The sequence below is a fragment of the Shewanella sp. ULN5 genome (assembly GCF_030731885.1).
GTDB lineage: Bacteria > Pseudomonadota > Gammaproteobacteria > Enterobacterales > Shewanellaceae > Shewanella > Shewanella holmiensis.
On sequence record NZ_JAPJEE010000002.1, the window covers coordinates 39,246 to 59,190 of the forward strand.

Below are 19,945 nucleotides of genomic sequence, written 5' to 3' on the forward strand. Positions count from 1 at the left end.
CAAAACATCACGTTAATCTAATATAGTTGAAGAGAGTCTTCGTTACTGCAGAACATTTAAAAATATATTTTTGTTAGATCAACACTAGGTGTATCCGAATTTAAAAATACATCAAGGGAGTGAGAAAGGTGAGTTCAATAAACACTATTTCTACCCCCAATTGCTTATACCTTATAGTGCGCTATATCCGACTCCATTGACTCAGCTAATCGGGCTAAATCTTCGGTAGCCGCGCTACTTTGTTTTGCTCCCTCTGCGGTTTGGTCTGAAATGTCACTGATGTTAGTGATATTAATATTGATCTCTTCTGTCACTGAACTTTGCTGTTCTGAAGCGGTCGCAATTTGAGCATTCAAGCCATTGATTTCTTCTATACTACTCAAAATACGTTGCAGGGCATCTTTTACTAACATCGATTGCTCAACACTTAATTTCACTTGCTCGGTGCCACTTTTCATTAGCTGCATCGATTCTTGTGAACCTTGCTGTAATCGCTGGATCATTTTCATGATTTCTTCAGTAGAGTCTTGTGTACGTTTGGCAAGCGAACGCACCTCATCAGCTACTACTGCAAAACCTCTGCCTTGTTCACCTGCTCGCGCGGCTTCAATAGCGGCATTAAGTGCCAGTAAATTTGTTTGCTCTGATATCCCTTGAATAACATCAACCACACTGCCAATTTCATCTGAATGTTGAGCGAGCAGGGTCATTGATTCGCTGGCTCTAACTAAATCAGTCGCAAGAGCATCGATCACAGAAATACTCTCATTTACAATCGCCTGTGCTCCATGTGCAGCAGAATTAGCTTCTTCAGATACAGTTGCCGCACCAGCAGCACTTTGAGCTACTTCACGAACAGTGGCTGTAAACTGATGAATAGCGGTAGCAATTAACTGTGTTTGTTGCTGTTGTTCCAATACATTACGTTGAGTTTGCGTCGCGACAACGGCATTTTCTTCCGCAGAACTGGCAAGCCGTGATGTTGACTGATGCGTGTTAATCACTGCACGTTGAAAATCGGATGCGATACGATTGACATATTCAGCAATATGAGAAAACTCATCATTTCCACCTAGGTTGATACGTTTAGTCAAATTACCCGATGCAATTTCAACAGCAGTGCTTTCTAGCTGAGTAACCGCCTGATTAACGCGCTTAATAATGAAGCTTGAACTCGATACGATAATCAACATGCTCAGTCCAGAAAAAATCGCTACTAACCATATGTAAACGGCTGTATTGGCTTGCGATGCTTCAAAGCTCATTTTGCCTTCATTAATTTGTATATCCAAAAATGACTGAGCTATCGCACTGATATCTTTAAACAAGGGATTAATTTGCGTGAGTAAGATGAGGTTAGAGTTTGTATAATCGCCTTCACTTAATGCCGCTATAGCAGGCTCAAATCCTTTGTTAGTCACATTGTCGAGTAACTTGACTAATTCATTGATCTGCTGGCGTTCAGAGTCATCAAGATCTGAGCTTATAATCTCATTATCAACAATGTTATGCAGTAACGCGATTGACTGCTGAGATGCTTCAATATGTACCGACAAGGGATGACTATGCATCTCGAAGAATTCATTAGTTGGATTGTGTTGAAACCCTAACAGTAAACCACTACGCGCTTTTTCTAGTTCGTTAAGTATTTTACCTGCCCGAATACTGTGCTGCATTCCTTGCTTATAAAGATCCCCGATAGACGCTCCTGAATCCTGCATGCCAGTAATGCCTTCGTAACCTAAAAATGCAAAAGCCACAATTATCAGGGAAATGTTCAATTTGAGCTGAACTCTCACTGATTTGAACCTGTCAAAAAAACCACCTGTTTTAGTTGTATTATCGAGCTTACCTTGCGCTAATGACGGTTCCAAAGTTGACATAATATCTTCTCTTTATACTTTGTTATTTTTGATGCTAACTAATTATGAGTACTCAATTTAAGATAGACCCACTGATATAAAACATCGACTCAATACAGGATAAGTTGAGTTAATTCAGTGGGTAAGTTGATCTAAATCAACTTTTTTTAAGCTTTAAAATCATATTGACTAGTTCAGCTAAAATCAGGTCTATTTTTATGGCTATTACTTTCAATTGCTATCATCTCTCGCCAAGTTTGAATATCAACGGGTTTTGAAAAATAGTACCCTTGATAAATGCTACAGTGATTTTTCTTCAAGTATTCATATTGCTCTTTAGTTTCGACACCTTCAGCAACACAATTAACGCCTAATGCATGTGCCATATGAATAATGGTATCAACAATAACATAATGCTTTTCACTGTCTTCAATATCATTTATAAAATATTTGTCTATTTTTAATTCAGAAATAGGCAGTTCTTTTAAATAAGCAAGACTTGAATAGCCTGTGCCAAAATCATCTATAGAAAAACGAAAACCATATTGACTTAGTTTATTCATCACTTTTTTCACTAATGCAATGTCAACAATTAATGCCGTTTCAGTGAGTTCAAGAATTAACATATCTGCTGATATTCTCAAAGCAGTGACTAGGTCTATTAACTTATCAGAAAAATTGGGGTCTACTATTTGCTTAGCACTGATATTAACAGAGATACTCGTTTTTAATCCTAAGTGCATTAATTCTTGAATAGCCATACAGGCATTTTCTAATACCCAATCTCCAATTTTTATGATGGCATCGGTCTCTTCAGCTAATGGGATGAATTCAGCAGGGCTGACCCATCCATAAACGGAGGAATTCCATCTAATAAGTGTTTCAAATGAATTGATTTTACCGGTATTGGTATACTGAGGTTGAAATGCCAAAGATAACTCTTCACTTTCAGTAATGCTTTTTAAAAGTTTATGCAGCTGAACAAAACGATCAAACTCTTCAACTCCTTCTTCTAAGATGTGATGGAAACCAAATGGAGCGTGCTTTTTTGCACTTCGCAGCGCATGACCAAGAATATGGTTGATGCTTTCATAGGATTGCCTATCCGGCTCAAAAGTTGCCGCACCTAAAGACGCAGTGAGTACAATATCATTATCACCTACATTTAAGATATAATTTTGGGGATCAAGTAAAGTAGTCTTAATGAAATTTAGATTTAATTTAAGAAAATCATCTTTTGTAAAAACCTTATTATATAAAATGACAAATGAATCACCGCCGTATCTATAAATATTGAAATCGTTACCAATTGCGATACCAAGGTTTACAGCTATTTGCTTTAAGACTCTATCACCTTGTTCAAAACCAAACTGCAAATTAAACTGTGACATTTTATCTATATTTAACATTAGAGCATAAATACACTGACTTTTAATTGAGGCAAGAAGCAATAAATCTTTACATTCTTTTTCAAACCATTGATTGTTCTTTAACTGAGTCAATTTGTCCGTATAAGCGATATTATAAATGGTATCTTGAGCTAATATTCGTTCAGATATATCTCGAATAACGCCTATGTATTGAACTTCACCAAGTGAAAATGATTTAGTTATGGCCAATTCGATCTGAAAGATATCGCCATTCTTACGTTTAGCGGTTAATTGACGACCAACACCAATGATTTTTGGCACACCAGTATTTTCATATGACTGCATATAATGATGATGTTGGAAGGCATAAGGTTCAGGCATTAATTTTGATATATCTTGGCCTATAAGCTCGTTAGCTGAATATTGAAATATACTCAGAGCAGCTTGGTTGACGTGCTGGATAACCCCGGAGCGACAAATCGTAATAACTGCTTCATTGATATTATTTAAAATATTATCTAGTTTTTGTGAACGCTCACTTTCTTGTAATAATAGTGTTTTTTCTTTAGTAATATCTTCAAAAGCACCATAGACGCTCGTAATACGACCTTTATCATTCATTAAGGGTTTACAAGTAACTTTTAGCCATTTCTCTATGCCTTTGGCATCAATAAACTCAAAATCGTCTTCGAAACATTTACCATTTGTTAATACGCTTTTAACAACATCATTTACTCTTTTACGTTCGTGTTCTGCGAAAAAACATTTAACTTGCTTTGTCGTTAATTTACTATCTTTTGAAAATTGACATATTGAATATACCTCATCCGTCCAAAAGACTTGTTTAGTTTCAATATGATATTCCCACGCACCAGTTTTTGAAATCACTTCTACTTCTTTAAATAAAGATAAATGTGAGTTAGTTTGATAATCAAGATGGCATTTTTGAATGTAAGTGCATATAAAATTAGAAAAGATATCAAATATTTTTAATTTTATTGGTAATTCAGATTTTGGCTTAAAGAATAACGCAACTAAAATCCCAATAGGATCGCCAGCTTCATTTTTTATCGATGAACCAATATAGCCTTCAACCTTCAAATCTAACAGGGTTTTATCATCAGGAAATAACTTAGCCGTGTCTTTAGGGAAGCAACAAACTCCGTCATTTAATACTTGTTCACAGGGAGAGCCCTCTAAGCTATAGGTTAAGTTATTTACCCTATTTTGTTCTCTTATCGTAATGATAGTTGAAGCTGTTTTTCCATTCCTTACCCCTAAAAACAAAATATCAGCGTTTAAATCAATATTTAATTCTTGAAGATGTTTAACCAAAACAGTCTCTTGCGACTCCACAATGTGTCGAAATGAAACTTCATTAAATACTTTTTGATATTTAAACATTATGCCTATACCTGATAAATAAATGCTAAAGTATTTATTGCTTAAAGCGTACAACAAGTTCTTCTAACTCATCTGCTGTCTTTTTAAGTTGAGTTATTGAGTCAGATGTGAGATTTGCACTGGCAGCGCTATCATTTGCTAAATCAGAAATATTAACAATTTGACGATTAATATCCTCTGCCACATGGGCTTGCTCCTCTACAGCAGTCGCCATCTGTGTTGACATTTGAGCAATTTGCTCAACCGCTTCAGATATTCCGTCAAGCATTTGAGCACTTTCAACAACCTTATCAAGCCCATCATCAGCAGCTTTTGTCCCAAGGTTGGCAGTATCTACCGCATTCTGTGCTTTTGAGGTCAATTCGCGCACAATCTGATAAATATCTTGTGTTGATTCTTGTGTACGCTTTGCTAAGGTACGAACCTCATCTGCTACAACGGCAAAACCTCTACCTTGTTCGCCTGCTCTAGCCGCCTCTATCGCCGCATTAAGAGCAAGTAGATTTGTTTGGTCTGCTATTTGTTCAATGATTTGTGCTGCTTGTGCAATACAAGTAGTTTGGGTTGAAACCTCACTCACTGAGGCGCTAATATCTAAAACAGTATCTCTTAACCTTTGTATCGATTGGCGGGTGACTTCTGCAACCTTAGTTCCTTTAATCGACAAACTATGAGCTATTTCTGCATGGTTAGCAGTATCAGACACGTGTTGTGAGACTTCAGCAATCGCAGTGGTCATCTCATTCATTGCGGTGGCAACTTGAAAAGTCTCTTCTTGCTGTTTTTGTATTTCACCACAATTTTTTACGGTCAAGTTATAGCCCAGCTCAGCACCTTTGTTAACATGCATTGCCGCATTTTCAATACGAGTAAGAATAGTCCCTAAATGTGCATTTGAACTTAAAATAGCGACTTCGAGTAAGCCTAGCTCACCATGTGACTTTGAATAGGTTTTTGCTGCTAGCTCATGAGAAAAACTCGTTTTAAGCATATTATTCAAAGCATTTATTATTGATTTACTTTTTAAATATACCATCGCAGCAAAAATAATAACCCCAATGAAAAGAACAATTTCAGAAACACCTTGCTGACCGGACATAAAAAATAATCCGGAGGCTATAAGGGTTACAAGAAGTAATAAATATTCGGATGCAATATGCAGAGATTTTGATGTATTTTTGCCGTTATTAATCTGGGCATATAACACTTCCGCTCTTGCGACATCTTCGCGTTTAGGACACGAGCGAACAGATTCATAACCAATCACTTTACCTTTGTCTGTCATCGGTGTGACATAGGCATCAACCCAGTAGAAATCACCATTTTTACAACGATTCTTTACTAAGCCCATCCAAGGTTTACCCGCTTTTAGATGTGACCACATTATGCCAAATGCTGCTGCGGGCATCTCTGGATGACGAACAATATTATGTGGCTGACCAACTAATTCGCTCTTTTGAAACCCACTAACACTAACAAAGGCATCGTTACAATCAAGAATATTCCCCTGAGTATCGGTGACGGAAATTAGCTTTGTGTTAGGAGAAAATGTCCTTTCTTTTTTGGTTATAGGCGTATTTGATTTCATATGTCCCTATTAATCTTCTAGTTTCATTTTAATTTAAGGTAGGCTTGGTCTAGTAGTAATTGTAGATGTAGAGAATGAAACTTGCCCATTGAATTTGAACCATTTTTGAGTATTTTCTCTGATTTTTTAAAAATCTTATTCTCATAGACTATATCGTCGGATCATTAAATAAGTTAATCGTAGAACAAATGATTTGAGACGCACATCACACGATCTGATAACAAAAAGATAACATTAGTCAAAAAAAGATAAAAATTAGATAGAAAATAGGTAAATATCTGATAGGGAGCTAATTTTGAAGTACGATTTATAGACAAGAATAGTGAAGCATCTTAGCTAAATTGCAGTTACATAGTGTCTGTTACACACCATCCATAAAGCATGAACTGTGTTTTTGGCTTATTTTACTCCCCTTTTAAAAGATGTTTGCGGATGTCAGTTTGTAAAACATAGCGTTAAAAGACATTGTTGAAAAAAGCTATAAAGCCAGCAGAGCGAAAGGTATAAGCCCACTATGCCATTCATGAATATGGCCTAGGTGTTGTGTTGGCTTGTGATACGATGACTATCAGTCGTTGCACATTTTATTATTAATGCAAACGCATCGATGATGAGGATATTATTGAGGCAGTATCAGACATTGCTGAAAAGCACAGAGCTTATGGGTTTCGGAAGATATTTAAACGGCTACGTTTACTTGGTCATAAATGGAATCATAAACCTGTGTATCGCGTTTATTGTGGTTTAAAGCTTAACTTACGACGAAAAGGCAAAAAGCGCTTACCCTCTCGAGAGCCAGAACCTCTCGCGTTACCTGCAAAGGCCAATGAATGTTGGGCAATGGATTTTATGAGCGATAATTTATTTTCAGGGAAATCATTCAGAACATTTAATGTCATTGATGACAAACATCCTTAGTCATACGGATACTAATAAGCTTAAGCGTAGTCTCAGACAATCTGCCAACATTGTCTGAGTCAATTCCCCTGGAAAACCACCCTAACGTTAAACAAAAAAATCGTTGATAATAAAAGGCTTTTCCATATTTACTATGGCGAAGGAATTGTATCCTAATAAACAGGTTCCCTAGGCTCAAACACTATAGATACTGACACAAAAAAGCCCCCATCATTTCTGATGAGGCTTTCTCGATAAATATAGTGGAAGGATAGCCTGCTTGTTATAAACAGGAACCCTAGGTTTGAATCCTTAACATTTACCAAACAAAAAGGCCTTATCTTTCGATAAGGCCTTTTCATATTTAATATGGCGGAGGGATAGGGATTTGAACCCAAGGCCTTCTTTTAATATAAAAAATAGTCGTTTTAGTTCAATTGGTTAGGGGTGAAACAATCAAATTACTACGCCAATTGATGATTAAGATTGACTATAGGTTTTTAATGGAAAAATGTCAATTTTAATTACTTCTATTCATGGCGCTATAACGAAGATATTTATGTTTTTAGTGAAAGCTACATCGACTTGATTAGACAGCTTATTTGTAGTGGCACTCTACATGAACCGCCTGTTCGAAGTGCCGGAGGTTAGATACCTCCGGCTACCTGATTAGCAACTTTGCGGCAATAAGTAAGAGCTTTGAATAAGAAACCCATCCACTTCTTCGGAAATGCGCTCGCATCGATTTAACTTATCCTCGATATCTTTATCAAGATGTTCTAATATGAATTTGGTTTCCTGAGCTTTAATAATGTCGAGAATATCCATTTTATCTATTAAATAAGTGACCAAAGACATTGTGATCGCGGTTAATGAACCAACAATAACCGCTGTTACAACAGGTGCAAATGGCACTAGAAATGTCACGCTCATAATAAGTTTCTCAATAACGTCTTCGAGTGCTACGCCAGCAATAACAACTCCTCCTGCTGCAATTAGCTTCATGGCCTCATGCGTTATCTCGGTAAAACTCATATCAGCTGGAGGAAAAAGGATGAGCTTCAAAGCTTTTAACAAGGAAAACACACCTTCTCTGATCATCCTAACAAATCGTTTAGCGGTAGTTACAAACATATTTATCAAAGTTGTAATTAGGTTTGATATAAAACCTGATATAAATCCCGCAGAGAAACCCTCTACAACTCCTTTCCATTTATCAGCAATGTTTTGTCCAATTCGAATCAAGCGAACCTTGATGTCCTTATATAAACTCTCGCCTTCAAGACCATTATTGTATACATCTTTAATTTCAACAATTGCACTTGAAAAAAACTCAACCAAAAGATAGCCAAATGCTTGTTGCGCACCCATTTTCGCACCTTCGCTTATGCCTGTGGTCGTAGAATTTTTAAGATAGTGTTTTACTTTATCTGTATCAGATGGCAAATGTCTTGCCGAAGTTTCTTTACCTTGCTGGATTTCATTCTTTAGTTTTTGTTCATCGATATCAAATCTATCTTTATTTTCAACTCCAGATTTACTCTTCTTTGACATCCACTCTTCTTTATCAAAATCCCTCATTGATTGATTGATTGATCGGTCTGTTAGCGCAAGGTTATCTTCATCCGTCGCAAAATCAGATTTTTGTTCTGACTTCTGCATGAAACCGCCATTTTTATGGTGTTGAGATAACGACTCTATATGATCTGGGCTGGTAGTATCTGCTTTTGTCATTTTCCCAGTATAAGCATCTTGCACCATATGGTTCTCATCCATTTGAGAACGAGTGTAGATAGCACCAGAGCTGTTTTTTCCTGCATTGGCAAACTGCTTGCCTTCACTATTCTTGCTATGTGTATAATCCTCTCTTCTATAAAGATCTTCTTTTTTAGCATAAAAGCCATTATTTGCGTTGTTTATTGTTGTTACATTTCCGCCCTCTTTGTCATAAGCACTTATTATTTTTCCAAGCCCAAATGGACCTGCGATCGATAATGTGACGCCGCGCTTCGTTTCATCTATAAGCTGCTCCAATCGTTCTTTGTGGAATGAAGCCCTAAGTTCGGAAAGCAAAGTCTCGACCCCTTCGGCATTTACCTCCACAGAAACGTTAAGATCAGTTGAATAACCAAGGGTTGTCACACGATCGCTATCAATACCTTGACGAAGAAGCTTGTCGACCAGTTCTTGATCAGTAACGCCACGAACGAACGGCAGAGACTGATTTTTCTTTATTAATTCTTTCCTTTTTTTAAAACGATCAATTCTGCCGCTCATTATTTATTACTCCATGTATTATACTGCTTTAAGCTGATTCCAAGCGTGAACAAACGCCTCTTCTTCTGGCTTTATGCCATCGATTTCCATGACAAACCTAATTAAATCCTCATAAACATCTAGAGACATACCTGAGTCTTTTGCCAACAAGAACGCTTCTTTAACAGTAGGTGGATTGTCATAAATACTTTGGATTTTTTCTTTTACATCCTTTGGAATGCTCTGAGCAATCATTCCTTTGACAAACTCTCCGATTTCTTTCCTTTCATTATCAGAGAAGTCACCATCACATGCAGCGCAAGCAATCCCAACTGCTTCCATTGCAATAATAGCTTTGAAATGTTCATCATGTGATTTGAGCTTCTCTAGTGCTTGAGAAAGCTTGTTAGAAAGCTTTTCTATCTGCACAGCATTTTCAGCCCGCTCCTCAGCTCTTCCTTCCTCTTTTGCCTTTTTCTTCTGCTCTTCATCACGGTCATCCAAGGCTGCACCAACAACCGCCCCTGCGGTACCAGCCCCAACTGCGGCCGCGATAGTTCCTGCACCTGTGAGTGAGGTGAGCAAAGTTGCCCCGCCGAATAAGGAGCCACCACCTGTAAATGGTGCGGCAGCAACCGCGCCAACACCAACAGCTACACCTGCTAAGATCTTACCCCACATATCTATTTTCCTTTTTTAGAGTTAATTTAAATACACATATTTTTATTACTAGATTTGTTTTTACCTGCAAGAATTTCACACGAGATTACCCCATGGGACTTGAATTTTACAAAGGAAGGAACTGCGATATGGATGCGGCACTTTCCTTGATACCGTTTACTACATTCATGCTCAGTGCAGTTAATTCACACTAAGCAGTTATTATTTTCTGAAAAACATTAACAGCTTTTTGTTCGACCAGGTAAATTTAAAGTCGGCTGCTTCAGTTATTGATTAATACCATCCTACATTTGCTATCTTATTCAAGTAAAGCAATTAATTGTGCCAAACAAATAACAAACCGAGCTTGCGCGAAAAATAGACCTTGTGCTCACTGTCAAAAAAATTAAAATTATCAATATTTGGTAATTAATATTTTGTTTCATAATACGATACAACTAAAAAACGATTTTAAATCGTCTTTTAGTTGTATCGATGAAACACTATTACACGTGTGCCTATTGATTTTATCTTTCACGCTTTTGATTTTTTAACATGCGCAGCATGTGGTATTTGGGTTCAAAGGGGTATTCCCCTTGCCCGAGTTTATCTCCCATCTTTTTGGAACAAAAAGTGGGAGATAAACGTACCGGGTTACGCACTAGTCCCACATAATTGTGGGCTGCTTTTGTTTCGCAGTATTGTCTGCGGTGATAAGCGTTTTTCGCACTCGCTGAGTGCGGTTTTAAATGCAATAAGCCACGGATTTAGAGCCGATTAGTGCCACATTTGACACTAACATTGCCAGCGGTGACATTAGCATTGCCACATTTGACAGCAAGATTGCCAGCTGTGACATTAGCACTGCCACATTTGACAGCAAGATTGCCAGCCGTGACATTAGCATTGCCACAATTGACACTAACATTGCCAGCTGTGACATTAGCATTGCCACATTTGACACCAACATTGCCAGCCGTGACATTAGCATTGCCACAATTGACACTAACATTGCCATCTGTGACATTAGCACTGCCACATTTGACACTAACATTGCCAGCTGTGACATTAGCACTGCCGCATTTGACACTGACATTGCCAGCTGTGACATTAGCACTGCCGCATTTGACATCAAGATTGCCAGCCGTGACATTAGCATTGCCATATTTGCCAGCATCACTGCCAGAAACATCACCAACTATACTATGGTGACACCATAAAATTCGCCCCCCTTAACATAGACCTCACTTAAAAATGTGTAGAGACAATAAAGGGACGAACAAATCACCCCAAAGATATGTACTTTATTGTTCCTTCACGAAAAAGTCTTATCAATTACTGAATGCGTAACGCCATTGCAAATGCCAGCGCTAGGCAAGAGCGTCCTAGTTGTGAAAATATTACGGAGTTATAAACTAAAGATTTGCAGGGCTCTTTTGAGAGATGCGTAGTCGTTTCTGGGAGTAAATTAGGGAGATGATAGGTCAGCTAATTTAGGTTAAGCCTCTAATACTTAACTCCTTTGGTTAAAAGCTAACATAAGGCCATATTGGTCAAGTGAGGTTTGTTCTGATTAACACAGATTTTTGAACACAACCGGAGATTATTTTCGCCTAAAATCTTACAAACCTGATTCGGGTTCATTTTTAGACAGTTTTTGATTTTTTTTGTTTAATGCAGACTGAAGTTCACTATCCTGTGTCAGTTTTGCAATATCTATCGAAATTTCTCGAAAGACAGGCGAAAGATTGTTATTAAAAGCCTCTATAACCATGTTTAGAAATCTTTTTCCACTAGGTTCTTTTGCCATTTTGAAGCGCATAAAAATTTTCGATATCATTTGCTCGATGGGTTTCAGAGTCGAACTTGTCAACGCCTTTAAACGCACTAGTAATTCACTTTTTTCAGAGATTTCATCCTCCAACGCTGAAACTTGATGATGCTTAGCATCCACCGCTTGAGTAAGTTGATTAATCACATCATGTTTATTATTGATTTCAACATCTAGTTGGTCACGCACGTTCGCCTGTTCATGAATAAATTGCTGTGCATGCTCAATAATCTCTTTTATATTATTTCTTTTTTCGAGCAATTCACTGCAATCAATCTGCAATTGGGATGTTTTTTGTTGCAACTCGTCTTTTTTCTTCTGTAACTGACTGTTTTCAAGGTGTAACTTTTCGAGCATTTGTTCACCACTTGAGATGTTGTATGTAATCGACTGATATTCCTCATCCAGCAAGGCGACCTGCTGCTGTAGCACTTCCATTTTGCGTGTTTGGAAATTATATGGACGCTGATGTTTGGGTAATCGGGCCTCCTCACTCATTTGTTTTCGCAATTCAGAATTACGCTCTGACGCAGGTGAAAACTCGACAACCAAGTTTTTTTTGTTAAACAATTTTTCGTTAATAAATTCATAAAACATTTGCTGCATATAACTGGTGACAGCACTCGCGTCTAAGTAATCTAAACAACCAGTTTCATCTAAACACTCACCTGCATCACCGCGTTTTATCAAAAACTCATTCACACGTTTTATTTGCGACAACCGTAAGTCATATTCCCCCGTCAGGCTATTTTGGCCTGAGATAAATGCATGAACATGCCCACCCGTATTTTCATCAGGTAATCGCTCATCATCATGTAATACCATCAATTTAATCGGATATGCAGGGTAAAATGTGTGTAAAAATGCCTTCATTGTACTCATCATTTCAGTATGACTAATGATGTCTGTGCCGACGCCATGTTTGATGGGGATTTTAAATAAAATCTCTTCGAAATTGGTCGAGTTGAGCGTTTTCGGCTTATTCACTAAGGCGTTATGAGCGTTGATATATTTCATTATCTGTTCAATTTTTTGATTTTTTCTTTGTATATCAATCAAATTTAAACTGTCTTTAGCCTCATTGATGTCGATAATTTTTTTAGACTCAATATAAGTTTTCATCAAGACAGCAAACTGTCCGGACGCATTTTCAGCCTCTATCCATTTTTTAATTTTATAAAGCGATTTTGATTTTATTTCAGCATACAAGTCTCCTTTTTTTGTGTCCCCTCCCAGCACATCAAACAATATTTGCACACGCTGCTCTTGTGAAAATGAATCTAGGGGGACAATGCCCTCGGCTGTATCAATCAAGTTTGCGCCTGATAAAGCTGCATCCCATTCAACAGCCAACTCATTGCGAGTTCTCATCAACTTACTCATTTTTCCAAGATACTTTAATCCCGACATACTTGGGTAAGAAAGCCGCAGTGAATGAATAAGCGATGATTTACCCTTTTTTCTTCCATTTTCATTAAGTCTGTAATTCAAAAACGAATAGAACACCCTAATTTTTCGCATCACTACCTCCGCTAGACGACTGAGCGAGAAGGTTAGTAATACATTGCATCAACAGTTGTGGATGCTGATGTAGCAATGTTTTGATTTGTTCTGGCGTAAATGCAATTTGACTTTCGCTTTCTGAGGAAACCCCAGGCATTACAGTTTGGATTGGTCTCAACAAATCAGTACTGACTGGCGAGGGTGTAACCACTTGCTTGGCAGTACTCACTCGCCCAAAAACACTTGAAAATTGCTCTGCGACAGCGGCGATATTATTCGGTGCGTCTTGGCTCATCCAACGACCGTAATGAATATCTATCATAGCCGTCGAGTTTTGCCCCATCTGGCGAGCTATCCACTCTTTTGATATGCCCGCAGTGAGAGATTGGCTTGCAAAGGTATGCCGTAATTGTCCTACACCACGATGCTTAACACCGGCTGATTTTAGCAAGGGCGTAAAATAGGTTTTGTTGAATTGCTTGGCATGTAAAAAAGGGCGATTAGTTTTACTGTTATAAAAAACCATCGATAACGACTGCGTTTTTTGGGTTTTATTGTCAGATTGCATCACGGAGATACTCACTGCTTTTTTGTGACCGGTTATCGAATGTTGCTGTTGTAATATCTCAAGAGCAGGCTGACATAACTCAACTACTCGGAGTGAGTCCTCTGTTTTGGGTGTCTTATAAATATTATCAACTAACGCTATCTTGACATGCAGTTGCGACCTATCAAAGTCGACCATCTCCCATGATAATGCCAATAACTCACTAATACGCAGTCCAGTTAGTACCCCAAGCTGAAACAAATTTTTACCACTTTCACATCCAGCTGGAACCTTATTCATCGCCACAAGCTCACTGAGCGTAAACGGCTCAGGTTCTTCGTGATGTATCTTCAGATTGCTAATTTCTTCCATCGGGTTATTCGGAATAACCCCATCATTTTGTGCGTACTTAAAGATTGCACGTAAAATGATTAAAAACTCATTGATGGTTTTATTGGCATATTGGGTGTGGAGCTTTTGAATGAGCTGCAAAATATCACTGTAAGTGACAGAGCTAATAGCGCGCTCACCAACGAGCTTGGACAGTTTAGTCGCTTTGCTTCGTTCAGAGCGAAATGTAGAAGGCGCTGATGTGATTTCTCTATATGAAAGGTAAGTTTCTAAAAAATGATTGACGGTTTGATGCATTATCCCCTTTTCTGCTGCTTTTATTTAGCCAGCTTAATTCTTAAGGACAATAATACACCTAAATGAAATGCGATCAACAACTATTTTACAATAAACTATTGATTCAAAAGTATATTTTTAAATTTATTTTTTGGCAAGTTTTTTAAAAAGAGACTGTCTGAGTTAAATCAATCCTAAGCAAATACGAAATAAATCATGGTACCCATCACTTAAAATCAGTTATTTCCTAAGCCATTTCTGGACAGAAATGATTATTTGAAAATTTTATATCGGTAGTTAATTCTTCAATAGCCACTTAGGGGCTCATTCTAAAGTGTACCAACGCATAATCCACTTATAATTTCAATTAATTTAGTCACTTATGGATTTAAGCGGTTATCCCGATTATCTTAAGTGTGTTCCAATCCATGGTTTGAGATAGAGCGACTAATCAGCGCCAATTCCAAATGTAAAAGAATGTGTCGCCCTGATGCGAAAGGGTGTAACCAAGGCGCAAAATATGTAACCACCATGTAAAGCAGATTAGCCACAGCGCAAAGTAATGTAACTATGATGTAGCAATGGTGATATTCGTCATAATCTACGCACGCAAAATACGTTAACTCATTGACTAAAAGCATTATTTTGCTCTATTACTGTTGTTTGGTGATGACTTTATATGTCTGGGCCTCAGACCATAATTAAACGTTTAGAACTGGGATTAATTGTGCTTTTTGTCACGAAGTTGGAGGTACTTCGTATTATTGAGCACATCATTGAAAATACCCGGACCTTCATGTACCCCATGGAGATGACACTAAAGAGGGAGGAGGTTTCAAAGTCGCACTTTGCAGATATTAACAATAACGCTAATAAAAATTAGGCAAATAATGAACAAATTAAATAAATTACACATGCTAGTTATGGCTTCTTTGATTTCTCCTATGGCCGCAGCAGAAACCTACAACCTCGTTGTGAAACATGACATCGACACAAGTATGTCTCGTGACTTCGCCAAGAGCATCATGGTTGATGAATTACAACACAATGGTGTGACAATTATCAATCACACATTTACCCCAATTGGTTATTACACAGATATCACAGTAGAGGCCGACTCAGCAGAGCAAGCTATTTCATTACTTAAAAATGAAAACTTCTTATTCGTAGAAGAGCGAGTGGAATTTAAAACGCCCGATGTCAAAGTAGAGGAAATGCCAACCTCTTACATCCAATTTGGTGCATACAGTGACGAAACACCTAATGACCCTGAATACCTTGCAAATCAATACAAATACTTTCAACCATTACAGGCATACTTCGCCGATGGGCTTGATAACTACTCAGGAAGTAACTTTATTGGTTTACTAAACAATTTGTCGGGGAACGGTAGTAAGGTGCGACTTGGCATTCCTGATGATGTTTTTCGCAAGCACAGTGATGTAAATTGGGGTAATGAGGGGGCTAATTTTGCATACGGCAATAATGATCCATTCATACAATTTAACACCCCATGTTATGACGACTATGATCATGGCGACATAGTGGCCTCTGTTGCTGGCGCAAAAACAAATAGTGGTATCGGTATTGCAGGCACAGCAAGTGATAATGTTGAAATTATCCCAGTCAGAACAAAAAACTGTGAAGGGAATTACCCATCAGGCAATCTTATTAACGCTGTTTATTGGTTAGGCGGCGTTTCATTTAGTGACCGAGGGATCGAAGATATCTCAACTCCCGTTGACGTTGTGAATTTAAGCTACCACATGTACTACGGGGAAACGACTATAGACCAATGCCCCGCACAAATCGAAGATATGCTTCAATTTTTAGAGCAAAAAAATATCATCTTAGTGCAAAGTGCGGGTAACGGAAACTCGAACATCGAGGACGACAAAAAACCCAACTCCGCCGTTCTTTGTGGCAGAGGGCGAATGATATCTGTTGGTGGTGTAGAAACAACACACGACAAAAGTGTCCTCTCTAGTTACGGCAGAATTGACACCTTTACACATGGCAGTGGTGTTTCAGCCTATGGAATCGAGGAAAATACACCAGTATTAGTGTCGGGCACATCATTAAGCTCTCCACTTGTGGCAGGTGCGATTGCTACGGTAATCTCAGAAGTGGGACGCATCAACGCCCAAGACTTAGGGTACTTAGTTCACTCAACAGGCACAAACTTTGCCGACGAGAATTTGTGGGGCGAGACTTTTTGTAAAAACACATACTGCGGTAGCGGTGTCATTGACGCAGGTCGTTTATTAGCGGCTGCGAGAGAGTTTAAATCAGGCGAATTAAGCACAATCAAGCACGCTATTATTGATGAAAGTGAAGAAGATCAATCCATTTTCATCAAGCATTTAGCGCCAGAAGTAGACGTTTGCTCATTACGTGAAATTACATTTAATAATCAGGCGATTGAACTAAAGCATGCCAGCTACAAGCTGTATAAAACCGCCAAAGGCTCACAAGGTACAGACACAACAGAGCCTGTACTGACTTCAACTCAACCTAGTGTTATACACGAAATAACACAGGATGATTTAACTAGCTTTGACTATAGCTATGAATACTGTGATGCCATTGATTGCACAAACAAGATGCCAATTACACTTAGCACAGAGTTACCAGAAAAGTGTAGCTAACATACAGCACAACTAGGCACCAAGCACCAATCGATTTCAAATAAAAATAACAATTACCAAAACAAGGTATTTATAAATGATGGACAAGTTTACCAGCAAAATTAAAATGGGATTAGCGATTGCCCTAATGAGTTTACTTTATGGATGTGGCGGGGGAGATTCAGGCGACAAACCAGTGGTAGAACCGCCACCTGTAGTAAACCCACCACCAGTTGAGCCACCACCAGTTGAGCCACCTCCAGTTGAGCCACCTCCAGTTGAGCCACCTCCGGTTGAGCCGCCTCCAGTTGAGCCGCCTCCAATTGATGAACCTATGACGATTTCGCCAGTAACAGCAATGGTTAACGTTAATGAAAATGATAGTAGTGCCCCTCTATCTTTTAAAATCACAGACGCTGACGAAAATTTAGTGGTTAGAACAACAGCAACAAGCCTTGGATCAATTAGTCATAGCTTTAGCGGCGATAACTTAATAGTGGTGTTTAACGCAAGGGACGTTTCTAAATTCACTAATGTAGATACTGTTCAAGTGACAATTAGTGGGGATGAAGAACAAGTTAGCGTAACACTCAACCTATCTGTTGAAAATACATCAGGTAACGCATTGCTCACAGGCGCAAAGCAAATCGAATCTGTAATGCGTGATGGTGGTATTTTTACCGAGCTTGAAATGGTTAACACCATTTATAGCAAAAGTAACCGTTTGCTAAGCACCATTGACAAAGAAAAATCTGTTGCTGCAATTGAAGATGTAGCCAAGGCCATTGAAGATGCTGAACAGGTTATCTACGACTCATTTGTTGCAGACTCAATTGCATCTGCTGTCTCAAGATATGAAGCAAATCAAATAACTCAATCTTTCTTGTCTTTCGAGGTTGAAAAAGCGCTTGATGTGGCAGACCAAGCAGCACTTAAAGTTGTCGATTTTGTAAACGAAATGAGCGAAAACTCATATATTACCCCAGCATTACCGAACTTATCGTTTAATCTCTACAACGGCCAGTTATCCGCATTTATCGGGAATGGCAGCATGGGCGAGTTTTCAGACGGACAATGGGTATTCTTACCAGAGTTTGAAATCATTGCTGATACACTCAACAAAAGCGATATTTAACCATCATAATATCAGCGCGGATCATAGAAGATCCGCGCTGATATAATTAGCCCAACCGTCTCAGATAACCTTCAAAATATGCTCCATAAGCAAACAGGTAGCTTTCAACTAAGATTTGATGGTATTGGATAAATTCTTGAAAATCAGCCTTTATTTCTACAGTATCATTTATCCTTATTCTATTTTTACAAACAGCATCATTGACGCCTAATACGCCAGTGGAATATATGTTTTAACTTCAAATTTAATGGATTAATTAAGGTAAGTTTCACGTATTGGGGCACAAACGATTTACAGTAATAACCCGATCACCAAAAGTCGTACTTCAATTGCTTGATGAATCCAAATAAAGTTAATGTAGGAATACCTTTGCCGCTGTCATTAACGTTAATGCAATTAACACCTTCAATTACTATAATTACCATTATGTCACGAGGTTAAAGCTGGCACACGTCAGGTAATAGGCCGCCTTAAAGCATTAACCTGGTGCCCACGACTTAAAGTCCAGTGTTGAACCCCTCCTTTTCTCGAATTTTTTAATGCATTAACAACAGGCTAATGAGCCTATATCACTCTGCATTTGAGCTTAGAATATACTCAATCGCTTTTAACCTGCCCATCAACTTTCGACGAATAAAATTACTAAAATATTCTGTAGTCCTTAAGAAAACGGGATTGTCTCTGTTCAACACAAACCTCTCGACCTCACATAAAATAGTTCGGGCGTACATATATTCTTCACTAAGTTTAACTCTTTCCTCTTCTAGCTCAGCAACTTCTGAAGATGTTAATTTTAGCCCTATCGGATCATCATCTTTATCAACCCGAGTGTAAGTGGTTAAGCCGGTCTTTTCATCGATACCCGTTTTTAACCAACCGATGAATACCAGATTCGTCAAAAAGTCATCAACCATCTGTTCAATTTCAGCGTGAGTAAATAGCTCTTGTTCAAGCATATCAACGGCGTCGTCAACAATTTCTGATGCAAGAAAACCATCGCGCCTCTGTCTCGTGAAAACGTTTTGAAATGTAAATACCAATCCCTTCATACACACCTTTATCATAGTTAAATTATCTAATATGCATGAAAATACATAATATATACACCATTGTAAATACTTATATGTAAATCAATATGGGATTATTGACATACTATTGAAGTTGTTGAGATTTTGAATGCAATCAGCGCAAGCCTTAATTGGCATGAACATTAAAGTAGCCCGAATAAGAAAGTCTTGGACACAAGCAGATTTAGCCAGCAAGTTAGACGTTGAGCAAAGCTATATTAGCCGTATTGAGAAAGGGAGCGTTGCTGTGTCTTGCGATAGGATTTACGAAATCATTCATATTTTAGGCTGCGAGCACACCGATATTTTTCCCGATGCTGCAGAGGTTGAGCGTAAGTTGACGAAAGGGATTATTGATTAACACTTAAGACTATATGCAACCCTTGTAAATAAGTGGTAAGACGCTGTATTTAAATAATATTTTAATTTTGGGTTTCAGGTCAATAAAACGACGTTAGATTAAGTCAAGATATGATAGTGTTAGTGAGTTTTACGAGATTGGCAAAGGAGTTCATATATTTTCATCTCAGGACAAAGTGAATCATTTCTGATTTTGTTTGTCAATTTCATG

Annotated in this window: 12 protein-coding genes and 1 pseudogene; 4 read left to right on the forward strand and 9 right to left on the reverse strand. The window is 38.2% G+C overall.

The genetic code is table 11. The annotated features are described in order from the left end of the window. Positions 1–164 precede the first annotated feature (164 nt). From ORI98_RS02270 to ORI98_RS02280, 3 genes are all read right to left on the reverse strand, one after another. Positions 165–1,883, reverse strand: coding sequence for a methyl-accepting chemotaxis protein (locus ORI98_RS02270; protein WP_306134085.1), 1,719 nt, complete (start codon positions 1,881–1,883; stop codon positions 165–167). 173 nt (positions 1,884–2,056) lie between these two features. Next, a complete protein-coding gene (locus ORI98_RS02275) occupies positions 2,057–4,636 on the reverse strand; it encodes a bifunctional diguanylate cyclase/phosphodiesterase (RefSeq protein ID WP_306134086.1) in 2,580 nt (859 codons plus the stop codon). Between the two features lie 34 nt (positions 4,637–4,670). Continuing rightward, a complete protein-coding gene (locus ORI98_RS02280; protein WP_306134087.1) occupies positions 4,671–6,224 on the reverse strand; it encodes a PAS domain-containing methyl-accepting chemotaxis protein in 1,554 nt (517 codons plus the stop codon). Positions 6,225–6,875: 651 nt separating this feature from the next. On the opposite strand from ORI98_RS02280, the pseudogene ORI98_RS18125 reads away from it, so the two are divergent. Further along, a pseudogene (locus ORI98_RS18125) lies at positions 6,876–7,130 on the forward strand (IS3 family transposase); the annotation flags it as partial. A gap of 660 nt (positions 7,131–7,790) precedes the next feature. Here ORI98_RS18125 and ORI98_RS02290 read toward each other — a convergent pair. The 5 genes from ORI98_RS02290 to ORI98_RS02310 form a co-directional block, all read right to left on the reverse strand. Then, positions 7,791–9,398, reverse strand: coding sequence for a hypothetical protein (locus ORI98_RS02290; RefSeq protein WP_306134089.1), 1,608 nt, complete (start codon positions 9,396–9,398; stop codon positions 7,791–7,793). A gap of 18 nt (positions 9,399–9,416) precedes the next feature. Further along, complete coding sequence (locus ORI98_RS02295) at positions 9,417–10,058, reverse strand: hypothetical protein (RefSeq protein ID WP_306134090.1); 642 nt, start codon at positions 10,056–10,058, stop codon at positions 9,417–9,419. 724 nt (positions 10,059–10,782) lie between these two features. Beyond that, complete coding sequence (locus ORI98_RS02300) at positions 10,783–11,190, reverse strand: hypothetical protein (protein ID WP_306134092.1); 408 nt, start codon at positions 11,188–11,190, stop codon at positions 10,783–10,785. 468 nt (positions 11,191–11,658) lie between these two features. Next, positions 11,659–13,389, reverse strand: a complete 1,731-nt coding sequence (locus tag ORI98_RS02305; RefSeq protein WP_306134093.1) for a hypothetical protein — start codon at positions 13,387–13,389, stop codon at positions 11,659–11,661. Then, positions 13,376–14,566, reverse strand: coding sequence for a site-specific integrase (locus ORI98_RS02310; RefSeq protein ID WP_306134095.1), 1,191 nt, complete (start codon positions 14,564–14,566; stop codon positions 13,376–13,378). The genes ORI98_RS02305 and ORI98_RS02310 overlap by 14 nt, the downstream gene beginning before the upstream one ends. Positions 14,567–15,435: 869 nt before the next feature. Here ORI98_RS02310 and ORI98_RS02315 point away from each other — a divergent pair. Both ORI98_RS02315 and ORI98_RS02320 read left to right on the forward strand, forming a co-directional pair. Next, on the forward strand, positions 15,436–17,193 hold the full coding sequence (locus ORI98_RS02315) for a S8/S53 family peptidase (protein WP_306134096.1): 1,758 nt from the start codon (positions 15,436–15,438) through the stop codon (positions 17,191–17,193). Positions 17,194–17,269: 76 nt separating this feature from the next. Then, the gene (locus tag ORI98_RS02320) at positions 17,270–18,307 is read left to right on the forward strand and encodes a hypothetical protein (RefSeq protein ID WP_306134097.1); all 1,038 of its coding nucleotides are present in this window, start codon (positions 17,270–17,272) and stop codon (positions 18,305–18,307) included. 569 nt (positions 18,308–18,876) lie between these two features. Here ORI98_RS02320 and ORI98_RS02325 read toward each other — a convergent pair. Continuing rightward, positions 18,877–19,356: a hypothetical protein gene (locus ORI98_RS02325; protein WP_306134098.1), complete on the reverse strand. Its 480-nt coding sequence runs from the start codon at positions 19,354–19,356 to the stop codon at positions 18,877–18,879. A gap of 127 nt (positions 19,357–19,483) precedes the next feature. Here ORI98_RS02325 and ORI98_RS02330 point away from each other — a divergent pair, with 127 nt between their 5' ends. Beyond that, on the forward strand, positions 19,484–19,735 hold the full coding sequence (locus ORI98_RS02330) for a helix-turn-helix domain-containing protein (RefSeq protein ID WP_306134099.1): 252 nt from the start codon (positions 19,484–19,486) through the stop codon (positions 19,733–19,735). Positions 19,736–19,945 lie beyond the last annotated feature (210 nt).

What these genes read in the sequence shown, in the direction of transcription:
- ORI98_RS02270 (WP_306134085.1), bottom strand. Translation starts at nt 1,883, where the DNA reads ATGTCAACTTTGGAACCGTCATTAGCGCAAGGTAAGCTCGATAATACA.
- ORI98_RS02275 (WP_306134086.1), bottom strand. Translation starts at nt 4,636, where the DNA reads ATGTTTAAATATCAAAAAGTATTTAATGAAGTTTCATTTCGACACATT.
- ORI98_RS02280 (WP_306134087.1), bottom strand. Translation starts at nt 6,224, where the DNA reads ATGAAATCAAATACGCCTATAACCAAAAAAGAAAGGACATTTTCTCCT.
- ORI98_RS02290 (WP_306134089.1), bottom strand. Translation starts at nt 9,398, where the DNA reads ATGAGCGGCAGAATTGATCGTTTTAAAAAAAGGAAAGAATTAATAAAG.
- ORI98_RS02295 (WP_306134090.1), bottom strand. Translation starts at nt 10,058, where the DNA reads ATGTGGGGTAAGATCTTAGCAGGTGTAGCTGTTGGTGTTGGCGCGGTT.
- ORI98_RS02300 (WP_306134092.1), bottom strand. Translation starts at nt 11,190, where the DNA reads ATGTCACGGCTGGCAATCTTGATGTCAAATGCGGCAGTGCTAATGTCA.
- ORI98_RS02305 (WP_306134093.1), bottom strand. Translation starts at nt 13,389, where the DNA reads ATGCGAAAAATTAGGGTGTTCTATTCGTTTTTGAATTACAGACTTAAT.
- ORI98_RS02310 (WP_306134095.1), bottom strand. Translation starts at nt 14,566, where the DNA reads ATGCATCAAACCGTCAATCATTTTTTAGAAACTTACCTTTCATATAGA.
- ORI98_RS02315 (WP_306134096.1), top strand. Translation starts at nt 15,436, where the DNA reads ATGAACAAATTAAATAAATTACACATGCTAGTTATGGCTTCTTTGATT.
- ORI98_RS02320 (WP_306134097.1), top strand. Translation starts at nt 17,270, where the DNA reads ATGATGGACAAGTTTACCAGCAAAATTAAAATGGGATTAGCGATTGCC.
- ORI98_RS02325 (WP_306134098.1), bottom strand. Translation starts at nt 19,356, where the DNA reads ATGAAGGGATTGGTATTTACATTTCAAAACGTTTTCACGAGACAGAGG.
- ORI98_RS02330 (WP_306134099.1), top strand. Translation starts at nt 19,484, where the DNA reads ATGCAATCAGCGCAAGCCTTAATTGGCATGAACATTAAAGTAGCCCGA.